The organism is Pseudomonas sp. SZ57, from assembly GCF_009495975.1.
In the GTDB taxonomy this organism is placed as follows: Bacteria; Pseudomonadota; Gammaproteobacteria; order Pseudomonadales; family Pseudomonadaceae; genus Aquipseudomonas; species Aquipseudomonas syringae.
Genome location: NZ_WIBD01000002.1, coordinates 67754 through 87763, shown reverse-complemented (window position 1 = coordinate 87763; position 20010 = coordinate 67754). Strand labels below are relative to the sequence as shown.

The window sequence follows — 20010 nt, the reverse complement described above, 5'->3', positions numbered from 1 at the left end:
ATGTACCGGTTGATACTGCAAATTACAGGCCCGATTACTGGAAATCCCGGCTGCGCACATCCAGTCCGGTGAGCAGCGGCGTCAGGTCGTACAGGCGCTGGGCAATCAGGTGCCGCACGCCGCTTTTCGATTCCAGTCGCCCGAACACCTGCAGCAATTGCGAGCCCACCAGCACCTTGCGCTGACGCTCAGCCAGGTCGCGCCAGACCACAACGTTGACCATGCCGAACTCATCTTCAAGGGTGACGAAGGTCACGCCACTCGCAGTGCCCGGTCGTTGACGACCAATGACCAGCCCCGCCACGCTGAGGGTCCGGTCGTTTTCCAGGTGTAACAAGTCTTGTGAGCTGCGAAAGCGCTTGGCAGCCAGTTGCCGACGCAGCAAGGCCAGCGGGTGTGGGCCCAGGGTGGTGCCCAGCGTTGTGTAGTCGGCCACCAGGTCTTCGGCCACGGTCGGCAGCGGCAAGATCACCTGGGTTTCTTCGCTGGGCAGGTCGTCGAACAGCGGGCGCTGGGCCTCAACCCCGGCGACTTCCCAGCGCGCCCGGTGCCGATGGCCGATCAGGCCGCGCAAGGCACCGGAATCCGCCAGCGCTTCGGCGGCGCGCGAGTCCAGCTCGGCGCGCAACGTCAGGTCCGTAGCATCGACAAACGGCCGTTTCGCGCGCGCGGCTTCGATGCGCAAGGCATCTTCCTCACGAAAGCTGCGGACCATGCGCAGCCCGAGACGAATCGCCAGATTGCGCGTGCTGTCAGGATGATCGAGCGGCTCCAGCGAACAATCCCAGTCGCTGTAACGCACATCCACCGGGCGAATTTCAATGTGATGGCGACGTGCATCCTGCAACAGCTGATCCGGGCTATAGAACCCCATCGGCCAGCTGTTGATCAGTGCGCAGGTGAACGCTGCCGGTTCATGGCACTTGAGCCAGCAACTGGCGTAGGTCAGCAAGGCGAAACTGGCGGCATGGGATTCGGGAAAACCATAACTGCCAAAGCCCTTGATCTGTTCGAAGATCCGGTCGGCAAAGTCCGCTTCATAGCCGTTTTTCAGCATGCCCGTGTGCAGCCGTTCGCGATGCGGTTCGAGCCCGCCGTGACGTTTCCACGCGGCCATCGCGCGACGCAACTCATCCGCTTCGCCCGGCGTGTAGTCGGCGGCCAGAATGGCCACTTCCATGACCTGCTCCTGGAACAGCGGCACACCCAGGGTGCGCTTGAACACCGATTCAAGCTTGGGCGGATAGGTGACCGCCTCTTCGCCATTGCGCCGCCGCAGGTACGGGTGAACCATATCGCCCTGGATCGGCCCTGGCCGGACAATGGCGACTTCGATGACCAGGTCGTAGAATTTTTCCGGTCTGAGGCGCGGCAGCATGGCCATCTGCGCCCGCGACTCGATCTGAAACACGCCGATGGTGTCGGCACGGCTGATCATTTCGTAGGTTTTCCGGTCGTCGCCCGGAAGTGTCGCCAGAGTCCATCGTTGGCCACGGTGCAAATGCACCAGATCGAACGTACGGCGCAAGGCACTGAGCATGCCCAGTGCAAGAATGTCGACTTTCAACAGGCCGACCAGGTCCAGGTCGTCCTTGTCCCACTGGATGATAGTGCGATCGGCCATTGCGGCGTTCTCGACCGGCACCAGCGTGTCCAGCGGATGTTCGGAAATCACGAATCCCCCTGGATGTTGCGACAGGTGCCGGGGAAAACCGATCAGTTCGCCGGTCAGCGCCAGCACGCGCTTGAGGATCGGCGTGTCGGCATCGAAGCCGTATTCGCGCAAGCGTTCAGGCGACGGCAACGAATCGCTCCAGCGACTGAAGGCTTCGGCCAGGGCATTGATCTGGTCTGGCGGCAAGCCCAGCACCTTGGCCACGTCACGCATCGCGCCGGAACCGTGATAAGTGCTGGCTACGGCCGTCAGCGCTGCCCTGCCCCGGCCATAGCGCCGAAAGATGTACTGAATGACTTCTTCGCGGCGGTCATGCTCGAAATCCACGTCGATATCCGGTGGCTCGTTGCGCTCTCTGGAGATGAAGCGCTCGAACAGCAGGTTGCTCTGTTCCGGGTTCAGTTCGGTGATCCCCAGCGCATAACACACTGCAGAGTTGGCCGCCGAGCCGCGTCCCTGACAAAGGATGTGCTGGCTGCGGGCAAACTCGACGATGTCATGTACGGTCAGAAAGTAGCTGTCGAACTTCTTTTCCGCGATCAGCGCCAGTTCCTTCTCGACCTGCGCACGGGTGGCCGGTGTCAGGCCACCCGGCCAGCGCCTGCGAACACCGCGTTCGGTCAGTTCACGTAGCCACGACGTAGAGGTCTGGCCCTTGGGGACCAGCTCATGCGGGTATTCGTATTTCAAATCGCCCAGGTCGAAGGTGCAGCGCCGGGCAATACGCACCGACTCGGCGAGCAGCCAGTCCGGGTAATGCTCGCTGAGCGCATCCAGTGGCCGCAAATGGCGCTCGCCATTGGCAAACAGCAGATGACCTGCCTCGGCCACTGTGGTGTGGTGGCGGATGGCAGTCATGGTGTCCTGCAAGGCGCGCCGGCCACGCGCATGCATGTGCACATCGCCACTGGCCACTGCCGGAATACCCAGCGATTGCGCCAGCGCCAGCAGGTCGGCCAGCCGCTGCTCGTCATCCGGGCCACGGTGCAGCCCGACACCCAGCCACAGGCGCTCGGCAAATCGCTCACGCAACCAGCGTCCGCCGGCCAGACAGGCTTGAGCATCCCCGTCGAGGTCCGGCAGCCAGAGGGCCAGCAACCCGGCCGGCGCAGGCTCGAAGTCTTCGCGCAACACGCGGTATTCGCCTTTTTTGGCCCTGCGGCGCGCGACCGTGATCAATGTGCACAGCGCCTCATAGCCTGTCTGGTTTTCCACCAGCAAGACGACTTTCGGGCCGTGTTCGATGTGCATTTCGCTGCCGACGATTAACGGCAGACCGGTGCTTTTTGATGCCTGCCAGGCGCGTACGATACCGGCCAGGGTGCACTCGTCGGTGATTGCCAGCGCCTTGTAACCATGGCGCACCGCCCGTTCGAACAACTCGCGTGCGCTCGAGGCGCCCCGCTGAAAGCTGAAATTGGACAGGCAATGCAGCTCGGCGTATTCGCTGGTCATGCGAACCAGCCATGCAGCAGCAGTTCACCCGGCTCGCCAACCGCGCGATACGCCCAGGCGCGTTGGCCACTGGCGGTTTCGACCAGGTAATAGTCGCGGCGCACATCGCCGCCGTCCCACCACCCCGACTCGATTCGCTCGGGCCCGGCCACGATGCGGGTCGCCTGCACCGGCAGCGGCTGAGGTTCGCGCAGCAGCCAGCCTGGACGCGTGAAGCCTCTGGCTGGCAGGACCGGTTTACTGCTGCTGTGCGCTTGCCAGGCACATTCGGGACGATAATCGGCCTGGGCGCGCAAGCCATTGACCGACTCGTCGCCCAGACGCGCCCGCAGGCGCTCGCGCAGTTGCTCCCAGGGCAAGGTCTGCTGCACGCGCTCATCGAACAACTGACGGTGCGCCGGGACGAAATCCGGCAAGTCTCGCGCCAGCAGGCGCACGGCACGTACCGGCGACTCTACCAGCACCTGCTCCAGCCTGCCGCGGGCCAGCTCGAAGAGCATCGAAGCATCGCGCTCGGCACTCAGCAGTCCGACTGGTACCACAGTCTCCGGACCTTCAACATGCTCCAGATGCAGGGAAAATCGCTGCACACCGCTGTCGCGTCCGGCCAAGAACAAGGCCAGATCGGCGATCAGCCGCTTGAGCGGAAACAACAGGGCCTGATGGGACTCGACATCGAAATTCAGCTCGATGCGTACATCGAAAAAGTCCGGCGGCGTGTAGCACTCCAGCGCCACGGGGCGCTCGCCGAGCAAGGTGTCGAGGTGCTGCAGCACGCTGGCCGGAAACCGCCGGGCCAGCGTATCGCGGGGCAGCCCCAGCACCTGCCGCACGCTACGCAGCCCCATGCGTGTCAGGGCGGTAGCGGTTTCGCGGCTCAGGCCAATGCGTTCCAGTGGCATCTGCTCCAGACGGCGACGCAATTCATGCGGACAGTCGATGCTCAGCCCGTCATGCATGTTGGCCAGCATTCGCGCGGCTATCGGGTTGGGCGCGACCACGATGCGATGGCGAAAACCCTGCGTGGTCAGCTCTTCACGCAAACGCGCCTCGAACACCGGCCAGGGGCCGAACAACTTGAGGCTGGATTCGATTTCCATCAGCAGCACCCGCGGGTACTTGAGGCTGACATTGGAACTGAAACCGTAGGCCCAGGCCGCGAGCAGTTGCTGCAAACGCTCGATATCGGCCGGGTCATGCTCGATCGTGGTGAAGCTCGGCACCAGCGCCTGGGCTGCGGTCAGCGACTGCCCGGCTTTCAGCCCCAACGCACGCGCAGCCGGATTGACGCTCTGCAATACGCGACGTTGAGCGCTGCCGCTGATCAGCGCCAGCGGTTCATCGGGGTTGCCGTGACGACGCATGACGCCGTCCAGCGCCAGTTGCGGCAGCAAGACACAGGCCCAGAGCATAAGAACCTCAAGCGTCGGTCGGGAACGGAATGGGGAAAGGCGGCGCAAGTCCGCCCCGGCATTTGAGCACCCGCAACTGTGCGGGACGGGTATCGAGCGCTATGCGCAGGGCCGCAGGTGAAGGGTTGGCGGCGGCCTGCTGCGGGCGACAGGCAAAGGCCAGGGTCTGCCCGGTTTCGGCAGCCACCTGCAAGCGTCGCAGTGCACGGTCATCGACCATGCCGGGCCAGCACACGACCGCGCCACAGCTGCCGGAGCGCAGGCATTGCTCGGCGGCCCACAAGGCATCGCGGGGACTCGCCTCGATCACCACCAACTGGCGCAGATCGACGCCGGCGGACAGCCACGCCTGTGGGTAAGGAATATAAGGCGGTGCGACCAGCACAATGCGCTCGGCGATTGCGGAAAGCCGCGCCAGGCTTGGCCATAGCAGGCGCAGTTCGCCGCTGCCATTGGCCGGAATGAGGATTTCAGTCAGGGCCGCAGCAGGCCAGCCGCCGGTGGGCAAGGCAGCGTCCAGCAACGCGTGGCCACTGGGCTGCGGGCTGACCTGTGGCGCGCTCTGCTGACGCCCTTTCCAGACCCTGCGCTCATCCAGCAAGGCGTCCAGGCTGACCACCGCGCCCATCATTCGCGACGCACCAGCCCGCAGAACACGCCTTCGATGGCGAAGTCCTGATCGGGCGTGACGATGATCGGTTCATAGGCCGGGTTGCGCGGCAACAGGCGCACCTGATCGGCGCGGCGTTGCAGGCGTTTGATGGTCACCTCGCCGTCCAGACGGGCAACCACGATCTGTCCGTCACCGGCCTGCGAGTTACGGTGCACGCCCACCAGATCGCCATCGAGAATACCGTCCTCGATCATCGAGTCGCCCTGCACACGCAGCAGGTAGTCCGGCACACGGGTAAAGGTGCTGCGGTCCAGGTGCAGCGTGGTGTGGATATCGAGATCAGGCCCGATCGGTGCGCCCGCCGCCACGCGCCCCAGTACCGGAATTTCCAGCAATTCAGGCCGTGGCTCAGTGTTCAGCAGGCGAATGCCCCGTGCCTGATGCGGGACGACTTCGATCAGCCCGGCTTCAGTGAGGGCGACAATGTGTTTGCGCGCCACGCTGCGTGAAGCAAAACCGAAAGCCTCGGAAATTTCCGCCAGGCTCGGTGATTGCCCCTGCTGCGCGATGCGATCGCGGATGAAGGTAAGGATAGCGCTGCGTCGAGGAGATAATGTGCTCATGGAGTACATTTGTACTCCATTCGGTGTTTTGTGACTAGCGCGGTTGGTCGGATTCAAGAGGCGCGGTGTTGCATGTCCAACGACAGGCGATGAACACCGCTATGGGCGACATTGTTTGGATTTCAACAACAGTGAAATAAGAAACACCCGGTTTATTGAGCCCGGCAAAGAGGCGAAACTCGACCGCTCTTTCAACGATCAGGAGCACTCATTGTGATCACGCGCCAATTGGGTAACCACGGTCCGCAGGTTTCTGCCCTCGGGCTGGGCTGCATGGGAATGTCGGACTTCTACACCACTGGCATCGACGAAAAGGAATCCATCGCCACCTTGCACCGCGCGCTGGAACTGGGTGTCACTTTTTTCGATACGGCGGACATGTACGGCCCGTACACCAACGAAGCCTTGCTTGGCCGTGCACTCGAAGGCAAGCGTGAAGGTATCTACCTGGCCAGCAAGTTCGGCATCGTGCGTAGCGACGACCCGCATGCACGTGGCGTCAATGGCAGCCCGGCGTACATTCGCCAGTCCATCGACGCCAGTCTGAAGCGGCTGAACACCGATTACCTTGATCTCTATTATCAGCACCGCGTCGACCCCAACGTGCCCATCGAGGACACCATTGGCGCCATGGCCGAACTGGTCAAGGCTGGCAAGGTTCGCCACATAGGCATCTGTGAAGCCAGTGCAGCGACCATCGAAAAGGCCCACGCGGTGCATCCATTGGCGGCTGTGCAGAGCGAGTACTCACTCTGGACACGCGATCCGGAACAGAATGGCGTGCTTGCCACCTGCCGTCGTCTGGGCATTGCCTTCGTGGCTTACAGCCCGCTCGGTCGGGGGTTCCTGACCGGCGAATTGCGCACCCCGGACGATTTCGCGGCCGATGACTATCGTCGCTTCACCCCACGGTTTCAGGGCGAAAACTTCAATCGCAATCTGCAATTGGTCGAGAAGGTCAAGGCACTGGCTACGGCCAGGGGCATCAGCGCATCACAACTGGCCCTGGCCTGGGTGCTCGCTCAGGGCGAGGACATCATTCCAATCCCCGGCACCAAGCAGCGCAAGTACCTGGAAAGCAACGTGGCAGCGGCTTCATTGACGCTGAGTACTGATGACCTTGCCCAACTGGAAGCGATTTTCCCGGCCCAAGGGTCGGCATCCGGGGAGCGTTATAACGCGGCGTCGATGAAGTCGCTCAACGGCTGAAAACCGTTGCGGTTCGACATCAGGTCGCTTCAGGGCAGGTCTGGGTGCCGTTGTTGAGGCCCTGCTTTTGATTCTTGTAATCGAGCGTGGCTTTGCCATCGACCCATTTCAGGGTGACGACAATCACCGAGTCGAAATCGTCGTTTGTCCAGTCATCCAGCAGATTGATACTCTTGCCGGACGCCTCTTCAGCAACCTTGTTGATCAGCTCCGGCAGGTAGCCGTGCGACCAGGCGGTGTAGATGACTGCGTTGTGGTACTTGTCCTGCATCAGTTCATCGGCCAGGTCTGCGGTGTCGTTGGCGCCGAAGTCGAGGTTGACGGGCAGACCCAGTTTGATTGCGCTGGGGCCTACCGTCATCAGCGGACGAACGTAGCTGTAGGACTGGTCGCCCTCACCCTCTTCCACATGTCGGCTCGGGTTGGCAGCGAAAATGAAATCAGCCTTGCCGAATTCTCTGGGCAGGACCTCCGACAGTTCTATCGCCCGGTTGAGCCCCTGGCAGTTCAGTTGCCCCAGCCCCATGGCCGGTTTTTCGGCGTGACGAAGGAATACCAGTGTCTGGGTACCATTCTTGGGCTCTGCATGGACGCCTTTGCCCATGGTGAAAAAGGCCAAGGCAGAAGCCACCAGCAAGGAGGGGAAGAAGCACCACGCAAGACGGCGCTGAAGTCGGGTGATGGAAGGCATTTTCGGCATATTCATTATTTTCTGAGTCCGGTGCGCATTTGAAAGGGGACAGCCATCTGGCTGGTGCGAATACGCAGGCTTGTGCAGCTCGCCCTGGAAATTTCTGCGGATCAGTCAAAAAGGGTCACGCGCGAATCTTAGTGCGCACATGTTTCGAAATTAAGAATGTGGACGATTAAGAGTGTCAAAAAACGATTCTGTTGCAATGCCGGCAAAAAAAATCGTCTGACAAACAGAGAAAATGTCAAAAAAACGTCGAAAGAGGAGTCATCAGACCTGACTGTTTGCCTGGCAACAGCCATTCAACAGACCGCTGTCAGATCAACATCACGGACATCGGAAAACCGCGTAAAGCCCCGGAATTCAAGCACTCTGGTGTTTGGCATAGAGCGTGCAATATTCCTGTTGTGAATTTCACGCCCTGCGAACTGCCTGTTTTGGAATATATCAATCGGTCGCTGCGGCTCTAGTTTTCCTGACCTGGACGCCACTATGCCACAACCCCCCGTTTCTTTTCGGTTGTTGTCTCCCCGCACGCTGATTCGCTGGATGGCGAGCACCTGTGTATTGGCGTTGAGCCTCCACGGCGCGGTGCAGGCCGCCGAGGCCGTACCTGCCGAAATCCGTCTGGACTATGCCTACTATTCGCCGGTCAGCCTGGCGCTCAAGCATTTTGGCTGGCTGGAGAAAGCCCTGCCGGAGGCGAAAGTCACCTGGGTGTTGAGCCAGGGCAGCAACCGCTCGCTGGAGTACCTGAACAGTGGCAGCGTCGACTTTGCTTCATCGGCCAGCCTGTCTGCGGTGCTGGCCCGGGCCAACGGCAGCCCGATCAAGTCGGTGTATGTCTACAGCCGGGCAGAATGGACGGCGCTGGTGGTGCGCAAGGATTCTCCCCTGCAATCGGTTGCCGAGCTCAAAGGCAAGAAAATAGCCGCCACCAAAGGCACCGACCCTTATCTGTTCACCTTGCGCGCGCTGCAGAAGGCCGGGCTGAAAAAGGATGATGTCGAGCTGCTGCACCTGCAGCATCCCGATGGGCGCACAGCCCTTGAAAAAGGTGACGTAGATGCCTGGGCAGGGCTTGACCCGCACATGGCGGCCAGTGAAATACAGTCCGGCTCGCGCCTGCTTTACCGCAACAAGGACTTCAACAGCTATGGCGTACTGAGCGTCACGGAAACCTACGCCAAGGAACACCCACAGGCGATCAGGACAGTATTGAGCGCTTATGAACAAGCCCGGGAATGGGCAGTAAAAAATCCTGATGAGCTGGCCAGGCTGCTGGCGACCGAGTCGGGCCTGCCGCTGGAAGTCGCCAGGCTGCAATTGACCCGCACAGACTTGAGCAGCCCGCAACTGAGTGCGAAAGACGTGGAGGCGTCCAAGGCCGCAGCGCCGATTCTGGTCGCGGAGGATCTGGTGCGCAAAGGCGTCAATGTCGAGCAGGTCATCGATCAACTGATCACGCCTGAATTCTCCAAAGCCGTGATCGCCACTCCATGACCAGCCGCAACAAGTCGTTGCCTGCCTCAGCACAGGCAACAGTGCCGGACAAGGCCAAACGAACGACGCTTTGGCAGCGCTACAGAACACCACTCAAAGGTCTGGTAGTGCCGGCGGTGATCATCGTCCTGCTGGAGATTATCGTCCGTATCGGCTGGCTGCCTGCCTATCAGATGCCAGCGCCCAGCGAGATCGTTCTGACTCTGCGTGACCTGGCAGACGGTGCGTTGTGGAAGCACATCAGTGCCAGTCTGTTGCGTGTACTCAGCGGCTTTGCGATCGGCGCGAGCCTGGCCCTGGTGTTTGCCGCGTGGGTGGGGCTCAGTCGTGAGGCAGAGGCGTATCTGGAGCCGACATTCGCCGGCCTTCGCTCCATTCCGAGCCTGGCGTGGGTGCCGCTTCTGCTGCTATGGCTGGGCATTGGCGAGACATCGAAAATCGTGCTGATTGCCATTGGAGCGTTCTTTCCGGTCTATCTAAACGGCGTGGCCGCGATTCGAGGCATTGACCGAAAGCTGGTGGAAGTCGGCCAGATGTATGGCTTGAGCCGCTATCGCCTGACCCGGCGCATTCTTCTGCCCGCCGCCCTGCCCGGCCTGTTTACCGGTTTGCGCAGCGGCATGAGCCTGTCGTGGATGTTTCTGGTGGCCGCCGAGCTGATCGCGGCCACCAAAGGCCTGGGCTACCTGCTCAGTGACGGGCGCGAAACCTCGCGCCCGGACATCGTGCTGGCGGCCATCATCGTTCTGGCGACACTGGGCAAACTCAGCGACGGCCTGTTGGCAAGTCTGGAAAAACGCTTCCTGGCCTGGCGCGATACATTCAACGGGCAAAGCCGCGAGGGTTGATAGATGCTGGAATCACTGATGGACATACGCGTAGAGCACAAAGCGTTCGCGGGCAATACCGTGCTGCGTGATATCGATCTGTCGCTGCAATCAGGTGAAATCGTCAGCCTGCTGGGCCCCAGCGGCTGCGGCAAAAGCACGCTGCTGAGGATTGTCGCCGGACTGGAGCAGGATTTTCGTGGTTCGGTGCAGCGTATTCAGGGCGAAGTGGCGTTCGTGTTTCAAGAGCCGCGCCTGATGCCCTGGCTGACCGTGGCACAGAACATCGGTTTCAGTGACGATGACCGCTACGACCGCCACTGGGTCGGTCAATTGATCGAAGAAGTAGGCCTGTCCGGTTTTGCCGACGCCTTGCCCAAAGCGCTGTCAGGGGGCATGGCCCAGCGCGTGGCTATCGCGCGCGGCCTGTACTCGCACCCGGCGGTGTTGCTGCTGGATGAGCCGTTCAGCGCAGTCGATGCGTTTACCCGGATGAAACTTCAGGACTTGCTGCTGCAACTGGCTGCGCGCCATGCCATCACCCTGTTGCTGGTGACCCATGATGTCGACGAGGCGTTGTACCTGAGCGACCGCGTGCTGGTGATGGGCCGCCGCCCCGGCACAATCACCCACCAATTGCCGGTCGGGCTGCAGATGCCAAGGGATCGTCGCGATCCACTGCTCGCCCGGTTGAAGGCTCAGGCGCTGACCGAACTGCAGCAGGCCCATGTCATCTGAACAGCGTTACCTGCCGGCCCTGAATGTGTCCCAGAGCTTCTCGCGAAACGAATTGATAGTGTCCGGGACCTGAGACATCACGAACAGGCGGCTCAGCATGTCGGCGTCCGGGTACACCGTGGTATCGGTCCACAGGCCCGGGCCGATCAGCGCGTCCGCCTTTTCATTGCCGTTGGCGTAATGCACGGTATTGGTGATGTTGGCGATCACTTCGGGGCGCAGCAGGTAATTCAGGAACGCGTAGGCGCCCTTGGTATCGGTGGCGTCAGCCGGGATGGCGACCATGTCGAACCACATGGGCGCGCCCTCCTTCGGAACGACATAATCGATGGTGAAGCCGTTGCCTTCTTTCTGCGCCTGCTCCTGAGCCTGGGAAATATCCCCGGAATAGCCCACCGCGACACAAATCCTGCCCTTCGCGAGGTCGGCGATGTAATCGGCAGAGCTGAAATTGCGTATGTACGGCCGTACGCTGTCCAGTACCGCCTTTGCCTGACGATAGTCGTCAGGTACTTCGCTGTGCGGCGGCAAGCCAAGGTAATTCAGGGTGATCGGCAGAAGAGCCGGTGCGCTGTCGAGAAATACGACACCGCATTGGGCAAGCTTTTTCATGTTTTCCGGCTTGAGCACCAGATCCCAAGAATCGAGCGGTGCATCCTTGCCGAGGATGGCCTTGACCTTGGCTGAGTCATAGCCGATGCCGGTGCTGCCCCACAGATAAGGGAAACCATGCTGGTTACCGGGGTCACTGCCCTCCAGCGCCTTGAGCAGGACCGGGTTGAGGTTTTTCCAGTTGGGCAACTGTCGCTTGTCGAGGGTTTTGAGCAGCCCGCTCTGGATTTGTCGTCCCATGAAATGAATGGACGGAAAAACCACATCGTGACCGGAGTGACCCGCCAGCAGTTTTGCGTTCAGCGCCTCATTGGTTTCAAAGGTTTCGTATGTGGTCTTGAAACCGGTGGCGGCTTCGAAATTCTTCAGGGTGTCCGGCGCTATATAGTCCGTCCAGTTGTAGATATTGACCGTCTCCGCCGCATGGCTGGTCGAGGCCAGCAACACCAGTGCGGCAAGGGATTTTCTCAGCATGTGCGGTTCCTCGGGTCAATAGCGACAGCTTGCCCCAGACCCGGCACGAAAACCATCTTCGTCACGGCAAATTCAGTCCATTGAAGGACTTGCGGCAGCGGCTCTGCAAATGCATGGAGCGTGCCCATTAATACCTTCTAATGACACGGGTCATATAATTGATTTTTTTGTGCTGCGTCATAAAAAATTTTTCCAGAACGGCGCTGGCAAATGCTATTTTCAGTATTCGTCAGACCGCTCAGCGATCCTGCTGGAAAGCAACTTGACCGACCGATGATGCGTACTGCTGGTCATCGTCTCGTCATCATGGCTTTACCGGACGCATTCTGGCTGTCTGCCTACCCATTGGAGCAAGGGAAGTGCTCGATTGATTCAGGTGGGCCATCGTCATGACTAAAGTCACATTCCCCAATGCATGCCAACTGATGCGCTGGCACTTCCACCCCGTGGGCTTTGAAGCCTCGATGGATGCGCCAGGGAGCATGATTGCGCGACTTTTCGACCGTGCCAGCGGTGAAACCGTGGTCGCCATTGCCGGCCTGCCCTGTTCTACGGTGATGAATGCCGCAGACGTGGAGCGCATCATCGAGGCCATCGAAGATGAGCTGGAGTTATTCGGCACGCATACCCAACGACAGGTCGCCGGTTTTATCTGACATGAACGCCTCAGCCAGCACGAACCCTGTTGCGCAGGTCTTCGAAGAAAGGCTTGTCGCGGGCAATCCTGTCTGACGCCTTGGGCATCTGAACTGCGTCTCCCGAACTGGCGCTTTCATCGATATACCAATAACAGTGCCGCGCCGAGCGAGTAATGGCGACATAGGCCAGACGCAAGACTTCATCCTTCTGTGCTGTATCGAATGGCTGAAGATCATTCGCATCACCCAGCCCTGCCAAGCGGTAAACCTGATTCTTGTAGGGCGAGACGGTCAGATGCTGACAATCGCCCAGCAAAAATACGGCATCCGCCTGCAAGCCTTTGGAACTGTGGTAGGTGAGCGTTCTGATGCGGCGATTCTGCGCGCCATTTGCCGAATCAGCGTCGATCAGTGCCTGCAGACGCGCCGAGAAGCGCGCCTTCTCGCTGCCCTTGCGGTACAGCAGCAGGATCGAGTCGCCATCGTGGTAATGCTCGGCGACCCGCTCGGCAAGCTCGTCCTCATCGCGATCCAGTACCTTGACCGGTAGCAGCTCCTGAAGCAGGCCACTGGCGCGGGCCTTCTTGCCCGGGATAGCCGGGGCAGCGCGGACGATGTGCTCGGCGGCGTCGATGATGTGCTGATGACTGCGGAAGTTATCACTGAGCATGACCCTGGTGGTCGCCGGGGAGGAAAACTCCTTTGCGAACTCCATGAAGTACTTCGGCGAACTGCCGCGCCAGCCGTAGATCGATTGCCAATCGTCACCGACACACAGCAGCGATGAGTGCTGAGCGATGCGGCCTGTGTGCAATGCCGGACCACGACGCCTGATTTCGCGCAGGCTGGCGCGTAGCCAGGAAACGATCTGCGGCGAGACATCCTGGAATTCGTCGATCATCAAATGCGCGAGAGGTCTGAGCATCGGATCACTGACGTGCTTGAGATTCTCGGGTGACGTTTCGCCGAACAAGGCAAACATGCGGTTGTAGGTCATGATCGGCGGCGATTGAGCCAGAAGGTGCGTTTCGAAGGCTTTCCAGAACAGGCTGAGCGCTTCGAAGAAGAAACGGTCCGGGTCATCGCTGGCAAAACTCATCTCGGACACAGCGCTCGGCACGTCCAGCCCGAGGTTCTCGATGAAGCTGGCAGCCGTGACAAAACAGTCCAGCAAGGGTGCCGCACCGAGTTCACCCTTGACCCGGTAATCGAATCCAGGCCCCGCGACGGCATCCCCCGCCAGGGATTGCAAAACCTCTTTGGCCGACTGGTAGTTATCCATCCATATCAATGGCTTACTGCAGAAAGCTTGAAACAGGGTGCGCTTTATCACGCCCTCTGCCCATACCGGCAGCTTGGCGCCCGGCCGCTTGAGTTGCTGGTCCTCACTGGCGTCCAGACCCAGCACGACCCAGGCATCCAGCTCGGCGATATAGCCGTGAAACGAAAACGAAAAACCATTTATTTCAACAGCTTGGCGAATGGGCTCAATGCCCTTTATAGGCCAGGCCCCGGCGCGGATCCACAAGTCTTCAACGGTATCGCACCACTCTTCATCGCGTTTCGAGGACAGCTCGGTCACGGCGACCCGTTTCTGCACATCAGGGTGATCGCGGTCCAGTTCCTTGAGCTGCAGGGCATGGCGATACAGCGGCGCCATGACTTCGCGAAAACGCTCATTGCCAGCGTAAAGATCGCGGTAGCAGAGATTGAGTTGCTGGCGCTGCGCATCGTTGATCCGCAAGTCGAAGGGGTTGCTGTCCGCCTCTTCCAGGCCGGAAGACTGACTGCTCAGGTTCTCGAACGCGCGCAGCTGCTCAAAACCGGGCAGGCTGCGCACCAGAGGCAGAATGCGCGAATGGAAGGTGCGTACCACCTCGCGCGCCTGCTTTTGCTCCAGCGCATGCCCCCACAGGGCCATGACATCGATCAGTTTGCTGATGAAGTCCTTGCGCGACTCTCGGGTGAAGGTCACCACCGTCATGGCGTTCAGTTCGAAGCCCAGGTAGTGGTGCAGCAACAGAATCCGCAGGACCAGCGACGTGGATTTGCCTGCACCCGCCCCGGCAATCACGTAGGTAGACGGCGTATCGCTGAAAATCATCTTCCACTGCGCCGCGCTGGGCTGGGCATGTACGGGGAGTTTTTCAGCAACATCGGCCTTGATGCGCTTTTTCAGTTCAGGTGTGAGCGCCAGTCGCCAGTCATCGAACAGATGATCATCGACTTTGGGGCCACGATGCCGGGCTGGTCGGGTATCGCTGATGACCAGCACCTGACGGCCCGACTCCTGGCCATCCAGATAACCCTCTTCATAGCCTTCACGCACGCCTTCGATGTGGCCGTTCAGATAACCGTCGGCATGCCCCTGCGACCATGAGGGCGCGTGCTGCGAGCGCAGTCCGGTAAGACCACGCCCCATCAGCCGCGCCAACAGGCGTCGAAAAAACGGCAATTGCCGGGGCGGTACAAGGTCGACATCCAGGTCATGAGGAAGCGCAGAAGGCAGGTCGTCAGGCACGCAGACTCCGGTGGTGGGCTCGCAGGCGAAAAGGTCGCCTATGGTGGCCGGATTTTCGCGCGGGTTCCAGCGAAATGCTTGTCTGTCAGTGTGTTAGCCGATCAACTGCATGTTCCGTGGCAAGTGCTATCAGACTGGCATGACCGACTTGGGCACCAGCGCGCCTGGGTGCTGAATCACGATACTGGCCAGGCGATGCCCTGCTTCCGCCGCCTGCAGCGGGTGGTCACCCGTGAGCCGGGCCGCGAGATAGCCAGCACTGAAGGAATCACCCGCCGCCGTGGTGTCGACCACACGCTCGACCTGCTGCGCTGCGATTTCGAAACGTTCGCCGCCCGCTTCGACCAGGCAACTCTGCGCGCCACGCTTGACGACGATTTCACCGATGCCGCGCCCACGATAGGCGGCCAGCAGTTGTTCGCTGTCGGCATAGCCATACAGTGCCTGCTCGTCGTCTTCGGTCAGCAAGGCCAGGTCTACATGCTGCAGACACGCACGGTAGGCTTCGCGGGCCTGCTCGACACTGGCCCACAGCCGCGGACGATAGTTATTGTCGAAGGCGACCCTGACTCCACGTTGACGCGCACGCGCCAATGCCTCCAGCAGTCTGGCACGCCCCTGCTCGCCAAGCACTGCCAGGGTGATGCCACTGAAATACAGCACGTCATAGCTGGCCAACGCTGCCAGGATCGGCTCGGCCGCCGCGGTCATGAAGCAGTCGCGCACGGCAGCTTCGTTGCGCCAGTAGAGAAAGCGCCGCTCACCATTGGCGTCGGTCTGGATGCAGTAGAGTCCCGGCAAGCGTCCGGGCAGGCGCTGCACCTTGCCCAGACCGATGCCCTCGTCCGTCCAGATGCGGCACATCGCATCGCTGAAGCTGTCGTCACCCAGTGCCGTGACGTAGTCGACCTTGGCCCGCTCACCCAGCAATCGGGAAAGGTAGACCGCCGTATTGAGTGTGTCTCCGCCGAAGCTCTGGCGCAGACCGCCATCGGCATGCTGTTGCAGTTCGATCATGCATTCGCCGATCAGGGCGACCCGTGGAAGGCTCATGTGACGATACTCCTGCAAATACTTATCTAGAAATACGTACTGAAAGGCTCTATCACCCGCAAGTCATTATCCACCAGACAACCTGAACGCCACTTGTCGAACGTCAGACACGGGTGCGAGGTGCCGAAGGAAATGATATCGCCGACCTTCAACTCGCATCCGGGTGCGACAGTCATGAATGCGTGCTGGTCCATGACGGCCGTCACCTTGCAAGCGCTCACATCGTCGCCAGCCGATCGCGCGCCCGGCTTGTAACGCAGCAGCGGGTTGGGCAACCCGGCGTCGTAGGCCACGTCGCGCTTGCCCATGGCAATCACTGCAAAGCCCGGTTCCGGCATGGATTGCACATGCGCCCAGACCTCCAGAGCCGGCCGCAGCGCTTCGCTCAATTCGGCGCGCCGATCCAGCACGCAGCACTGCGCGTCCTTGTAGATGCCGTGGTCATGCACCACATAGCTGCCTGGTCGCAGCACGCTGAGGAAGCGCTCGCGAACAGCCTGGGCGTCGAATGCTTCGGCGATCAGGTCATACCAGGCCGAGCCGGACGCAGTGACGATCGGGCGATCCAGAGCGAAGGCGCCCTTGTCCTGCAGGTCGACAGCCAGGCGTACCAGCGACGCGGCAAAGGCCTTGATGCCCTGGATGGCGTAGTCGCCGTGGATGACGCCCTCGTACCCTTCGATGCCGGTCAATGCCAGCGCCGGTTGAGCCAGAACAGCGTCGGCCAGCGCCAGCACCTGCTCTTCGCTACGGCAGCCGCAGCGCCCGCCGGGTACGCCGTATTCGATCATCACGTTCAAACGCAGGCCACGCGCAGCGAAAAACTCGCCCAGCGCAGCGACGTTGTCCGGGTGGTCGACCATGCAGTGAAACTCGAACATGGGATCAGCCAGCATGTCGGCGACGATTGCCATGTTCGGCGCACCGACCAACTGGTTGGCCATCAGCACCCGGCGCACGCCATGCGCATAGGCAGCCTGCGTCTGGACTGCCGTGGCGAGGGTCATGCCCCATGCGCCCGCGTCCAGTTGCCGGCGAAACAGCGCGGGCACCATGCTGGTCTTGCCGTGCGGTGCCAGTTCTGCACCGCTGTCGCTGACAAACTGCTGCATCCAGCGAATATTGTGTTGCAGCGCCTGATTGTGAATCACCAGCGCGGGCAGGCTGACATCACTGACCAGGCTGTCACCCGGCTGCGCAGTACCCTTGTCCATTACGGCGGTGCTCATCGGTAATCTCCTGCGGTTATTCATTGATACGGCGAGCCAGGCCATTGGCGCTGTCGATCAGCACCCGCCGGTAGTCGTCGTAGTGGGTCTTGGCGTCGGCACGCGGCGCGACGATGCACAGTGTGGCGATGCACTGACCGTGTTCGTTGTTCACGGGGGCGGCGAAGCAGTGTGTGAAGGTGTCAGCCACGCTGTTGAAGGAAAAGAAGCCCTCCTCGCCGGCCTTGCGGATTTCCCGAAGAAAGGTCTCCAGCGGCAGACGTTCGCCACCCGGCAGAATGAAATCATCGGGGTCGATCAGGTCGATGATCTGCTGATCGCTCAGGTGGCTGAGCAACAGACGCCCGGACGCCGTCCATGGGATGGGCGCGTTTTCGCCGATGTCCGAAGAAATCCTGAAATGACGCTCGCCCTCCTTCATCAGCGCCACGGTGTATTTGCGACCATTGAGCAGGCACATCTGCGCAGTTTCCCGCGTCTGGCTGACGATCTCGCACAGGCAGGCTTCGGCCTCGCGAGTGAAATCGAAGTGCCGCAAGTGTGCCTGCCCCAGGAAATACAACTGACGGCCAAGATAGACATGCCCGTCTTTGCCCACTGTCTCCAGAATCCGCCGCTCCAGCAACGATGCCACCAGTTCGTAAACCGTCGATTTGGGGCTGCCGATCCCGCTGGCAATCTCATTGGGGCGCATGGGCCTGGCCTTTTCCTTGAGAAAATCCAGGATATCGAACGCCCGGTCCAGTCCACGTGCCCGGCGCTTGATAGTGTCTTCGGTCATGAGGTTCATTCCTTGGGAAAGCGGCGAGCCAAAAGCCTCAGGTGATCGGGCTTCTGGCTTGCAACGTGTGGCTGCACGTGTGCTATTTGCGCTTGTAGGCAATACAGTCGATTTCGACCTTGCAGTCGACCATCATGCTCGCCTGAACGCAAGCGCGTGCCGGCGCATGCTCGGGGGTGAAGTACTCACCGAACACCTTGTTGAAACTCCAGAAGTCCCGCGGGTCCTCCAGCCACACGCCGACCCGGATCACATCCTTGAGCGCATAACCGGCCTCTTCAAGAATCGCGATCAGGTTGCGCATGGTCTGATGCGTCTGCTCGACGATGCCGCCGACGATGATCTCGCCATCCTGCGCAGGTACCTGGCCGGAAACGTGCAACCAGCCGTCAGCCTCGACTGCGCGAGCGAATGGACGTGACTGACCGCCCCCTGCTGTGCTGCCTGCGCCATAACGGGTAATAGTCATGAGTTTTTCCTTGTCTTGAAGCATTAAACGTAATGAAGGTTTAAAAACGGATGTTCTTGAGAAACTCGCTCAAGCGCGCCGACTTCGGCTGCTCGAACAAGGCCTTGGGCGGCCCCTGCTCTTCGATGCGGCCCTGATTCATGAACACGATCTGGTCCGACACTTCGTAGGCGAAACGCATTTCGTGCGTCACCAGCAGCATGGTCATGCCCTCCTCGGCCAGGTCCTTGATGACGCTCAGCACTTCGCCTACCAGTTCCGGATCGAGTGCCGACGTGACTTCGTCAAACAGCATCAGGCTGGGGTTCATGGCAATGGCGCGGGCAATCGCCACACGCTGCTGCTGCCCGCCGGACAACTGACCGGGAAAGTGATTGCGCCGCTCCAGCAGGCCGACCCGGTCCAGCCACTTTTCGGCCAGCGCAACGGCCTGATCCTTGGGCATCTTCTTGACCTTGAGCAGGCCCAGGGTGACGTTCTGCAAGGCGCTGAGGTGCGGAAACAGGTTGAATTGCTGGAAGGCCATGCCGGTCATTGCCCGGTGTTGCGCGATCAGGCGCTCCGGATGGCGGGTGCGCTTGCCGTCTACGTTGCTGTAACCGATGTCCTGCCCCTCAAGACGGATATGCCCGCCCTGAAACTCTTCCAGCAGGTTGACGCAGCGCAGCAAGGTGGTCTTGCCCGAGCCGCTGGAACCGATCAGGGTCACGACATTGCCTTTCTGCATGCGCAGATCGACACCCTTGAGCACTTCCACTTGGCCGTAGGATTTATGCAGGCCCTCGATGCTGAGCAGCGCCGGGCCGGGGTTGTGAGTCTGTGTCATGGCAATGCCACCCGTTTTTCGATTTGCCGCCCAAGAAGCTCGATGGCGTAGTTGATGAGAAAGAACAGGAAACCTGCAAACAGGTAAAACTCCAGGGTCATGAACGTGCGCGCGATCACCTGTTGGGTGCTGAGCAGCAGTTCAGCCACACCGATCACCGAAAGCAGCGTCGACGCCTTGACGATCTCGGTCGAGGAGTTGACCCAGGTCGGCAGGATCTGGCGCATGGCCTGAGGCAGCAACACGTAGCGCAGCGACTGATTGAAGCGCAGACCGATGGCCTTGCCGGCTTCCAGTTGGCCACGGGGAATGGCCTGCAGGGCGCCGCGCACGATTTCCGAAACGTGAGAGCCGCAAAACAGCGTCAAGCCTATTGCGCCGGCCTGAAACGCGCTGATCTGCCAACCCAGCGCCGGCACCATATAAAAGACCGCCAGCACCAGCACGAACACCGGGGTACCGCGAATCAGATCCACATAGAGGCGAATCGGCAAGCGGGCGAAAAAACCGCCGTAGGTCAGCACCAGACCGGCCAGCATGCCGATCAGCGTACCTGCGGCAATCGCCAGCGCCGAGCACTGGATACTGGTCAGAAAGCCGGACCAGAGCACTTCTCGCGCATTCCACAATTCCTGCAACCAGCCAGGGGGTTGATACATGA

At 60.6% G+C, this 20010-nt stretch carries 18 protein-coding genes; 5 read left to right on the top strand and 13 right to left on the bottom strand.

Annotated features, from left to right (window positions below):
• Positions 1-34 precede the first annotated feature (34 nt).
• The 4 genes from GE543_RS00625 to lexA are packed head-to-tail and all read right to left on the bottom strand — an operon-like array spanning position 35 to position 5787.
• Entirely contained in the window at positions 35-3130 is a 3096-nt protein-coding gene (locus GE543_RS00625; protein ID WP_153220157.1) for an error-prone DNA polymerase, read from the bottom strand.
• On the bottom strand, positions 3127-4542 hold the full coding sequence (locus tag GE543_RS00620; RefSeq protein ID WP_153220155.1) for a DNA polymerase Y family protein: 1416 nt from the start codon (positions 4540-4542) through the stop codon (positions 3127-3129). Before GE543_RS00620 ends, GE543_RS00625 begins: the two co-directional genes overlap by 4 nt.
• A 7-nt stretch (positions 4543-4549) precedes the next feature.
• On the bottom strand, positions 4550-5170 hold the full coding sequence (imuA, locus tag GE543_RS00615; RefSeq protein WP_024663571.1) for a translesion DNA synthesis-associated protein ImuA: 621 nt from the start codon (positions 5168-5170) through the stop codon (positions 4550-4552).
• Positions 5170-5787, bottom strand: coding sequence for a transcriptional repressor LexA (gene lexA, locus GE543_RS00610; protein ID WP_153220153.1), 618 nt, complete (start codon positions 5785-5787; stop codon positions 5170-5172). The genes imuA and lexA overlap by 1 nt, the downstream gene beginning before the upstream one ends.
• A 204-nt stretch (positions 5788-5991) precedes the next feature.
• Between lexA and GE543_RS00605 the strand changes: the two genes are divergently transcribed.
• Positions 5992-6987 (top strand): aldo/keto reductase, encoded by a 996-nt coding sequence (locus GE543_RS00605; RefSeq protein WP_371927055.1) that lies wholly within the window; start codon positions 5992-5994, stop codon positions 6985-6987.
• Between the two features lie 19 nt (positions 6988-7006).
• Here GE543_RS00605 and GE543_RS00600 read toward each other — a convergent pair whose 3' ends face one another.
• The gene (locus tag GE543_RS00600; protein WP_153220151.1) at positions 7007-7693 is read right to left on the bottom strand and encodes a hypothetical protein; all 687 of its coding nucleotides are present in this window, start codon (positions 7691-7693) and stop codon (positions 7007-7009) included.
• 477 nt (positions 7694-8170) lie between these two features.
• Between GE543_RS00600 and GE543_RS00590 the strand changes: the two genes are divergently transcribed.
• From GE543_RS00590 to GE543_RS00580, 3 genes are read left to right on the top strand one after another with little or no spacing between them, the layout of a single operon-like run.
• Complete coding sequence (locus GE543_RS00590; protein WP_032702883.1) at positions 8171-9181, top strand: aliphatic sulfonate ABC transporter substrate-binding protein; 1011 nt, start codon at positions 8171-8173, stop codon at positions 9179-9181.
• Positions 9178-10029, top strand: a complete 852-nt coding sequence (locus GE543_RS00585; RefSeq protein ID WP_153220147.1) for an ABC transporter permease — start codon at positions 9178-9180, stop codon at positions 10027-10029. Before GE543_RS00590 ends, GE543_RS00585 begins: the two co-directional genes overlap by 4 nt.
• A gap of 3 nt (positions 10030-10032) precedes the next feature.
• Complete coding sequence (locus GE543_RS00580; protein WP_153220145.1) at positions 10033-10746, top strand: ABC transporter ATP-binding protein; 714 nt, start codon at positions 10033-10035, stop codon at positions 10744-10746.
• A 6-nt stretch (positions 10747-10752) separates the two neighbouring features.
• Here the strand turns inward: GE543_RS00580 and GE543_RS00575 are convergent, their stop codons facing one another.
• A complete protein-coding gene (locus tag GE543_RS00575; RefSeq protein WP_003416537.1) occupies positions 10753-11832 on the bottom strand; it encodes a polyamine ABC transporter substrate-binding protein in 1080 nt (359 codons plus the stop codon).
• A gap of 389 nt (positions 11833-12221) precedes the next feature.
• Between GE543_RS00575 and GE543_RS00570 the strand changes: the two genes are divergently transcribed.
• Positions 12222-12488, top strand: a complete 267-nt coding sequence (locus tag GE543_RS00570) for a DUF1652 domain-containing protein (protein ID WP_032698502.1) — start codon at positions 12222-12224, stop codon at positions 12486-12488.
• A gap of 10 nt (positions 12489-12498) precedes the next feature.
• On the opposite strand, the gene GE543_RS00565 is transcribed toward GE543_RS00570, so the two are convergent.
• From GE543_RS00565 to GE543_RS00535, 7 genes are all read right to left on the bottom strand, one after another.
• Positions 12499-14991, bottom strand: coding sequence for a UvrD-helicase domain-containing protein (locus tag GE543_RS00565; protein WP_371927054.1), 2493 nt, complete (start codon positions 14989-14991; stop codon positions 12499-12501).
• Positions 14992-15120: 129 nt separating this feature from the next.
• On the bottom strand, positions 15121-16044 hold the full coding sequence (locus GE543_RS00560) for a sugar kinase (protein ID WP_153220143.1): 924 nt from the start codon (positions 16042-16044) through the stop codon (positions 15121-15123).
• Between the two features lie 26 nt (positions 16045-16070).
• Entirely contained in the window at positions 16071-17273 is a 1203-nt protein-coding gene (locus GE543_RS00555; RefSeq protein ID WP_153220141.1) for an amino acid deaminase, read from the bottom strand.
• A gap of 16 nt (positions 17274-17289) precedes the next feature.
• Positions 17290-18054, bottom strand: a complete 765-nt coding sequence (locus GE543_RS00550) for an IclR family transcriptional regulator (RefSeq protein ID WP_003317643.1) — start codon at positions 18052-18054, stop codon at positions 17290-17292.
• 82 nt (positions 18055-18136) lie between these two features.
• Positions 18137-18523, bottom strand: coding sequence for a RidA family protein (locus GE543_RS00545; RefSeq protein ID WP_153220139.1), 387 nt, complete (start codon positions 18521-18523; stop codon positions 18137-18139).
• 40 nt (positions 18524-18563) lie between these two features.
• A complete protein-coding gene (locus GE543_RS00540) occupies positions 18564-19349 on the bottom strand; it encodes an amino acid ABC transporter ATP-binding protein (protein ID WP_003410346.1) in 786 nt (261 codons plus the stop codon).
• The gene (locus GE543_RS00535) at positions 19346-20008 is read right to left on the bottom strand and encodes an amino acid ABC transporter permease (protein WP_003304383.1); all 663 of its coding nucleotides are present in this window, start codon (positions 20006-20008) and stop codon (positions 19346-19348) included. The genes GE543_RS00540 and GE543_RS00535 overlap by 4 nt, the downstream gene beginning before the upstream one ends.
• Positions 20009-20010: the final 2 nt, after the last annotated feature.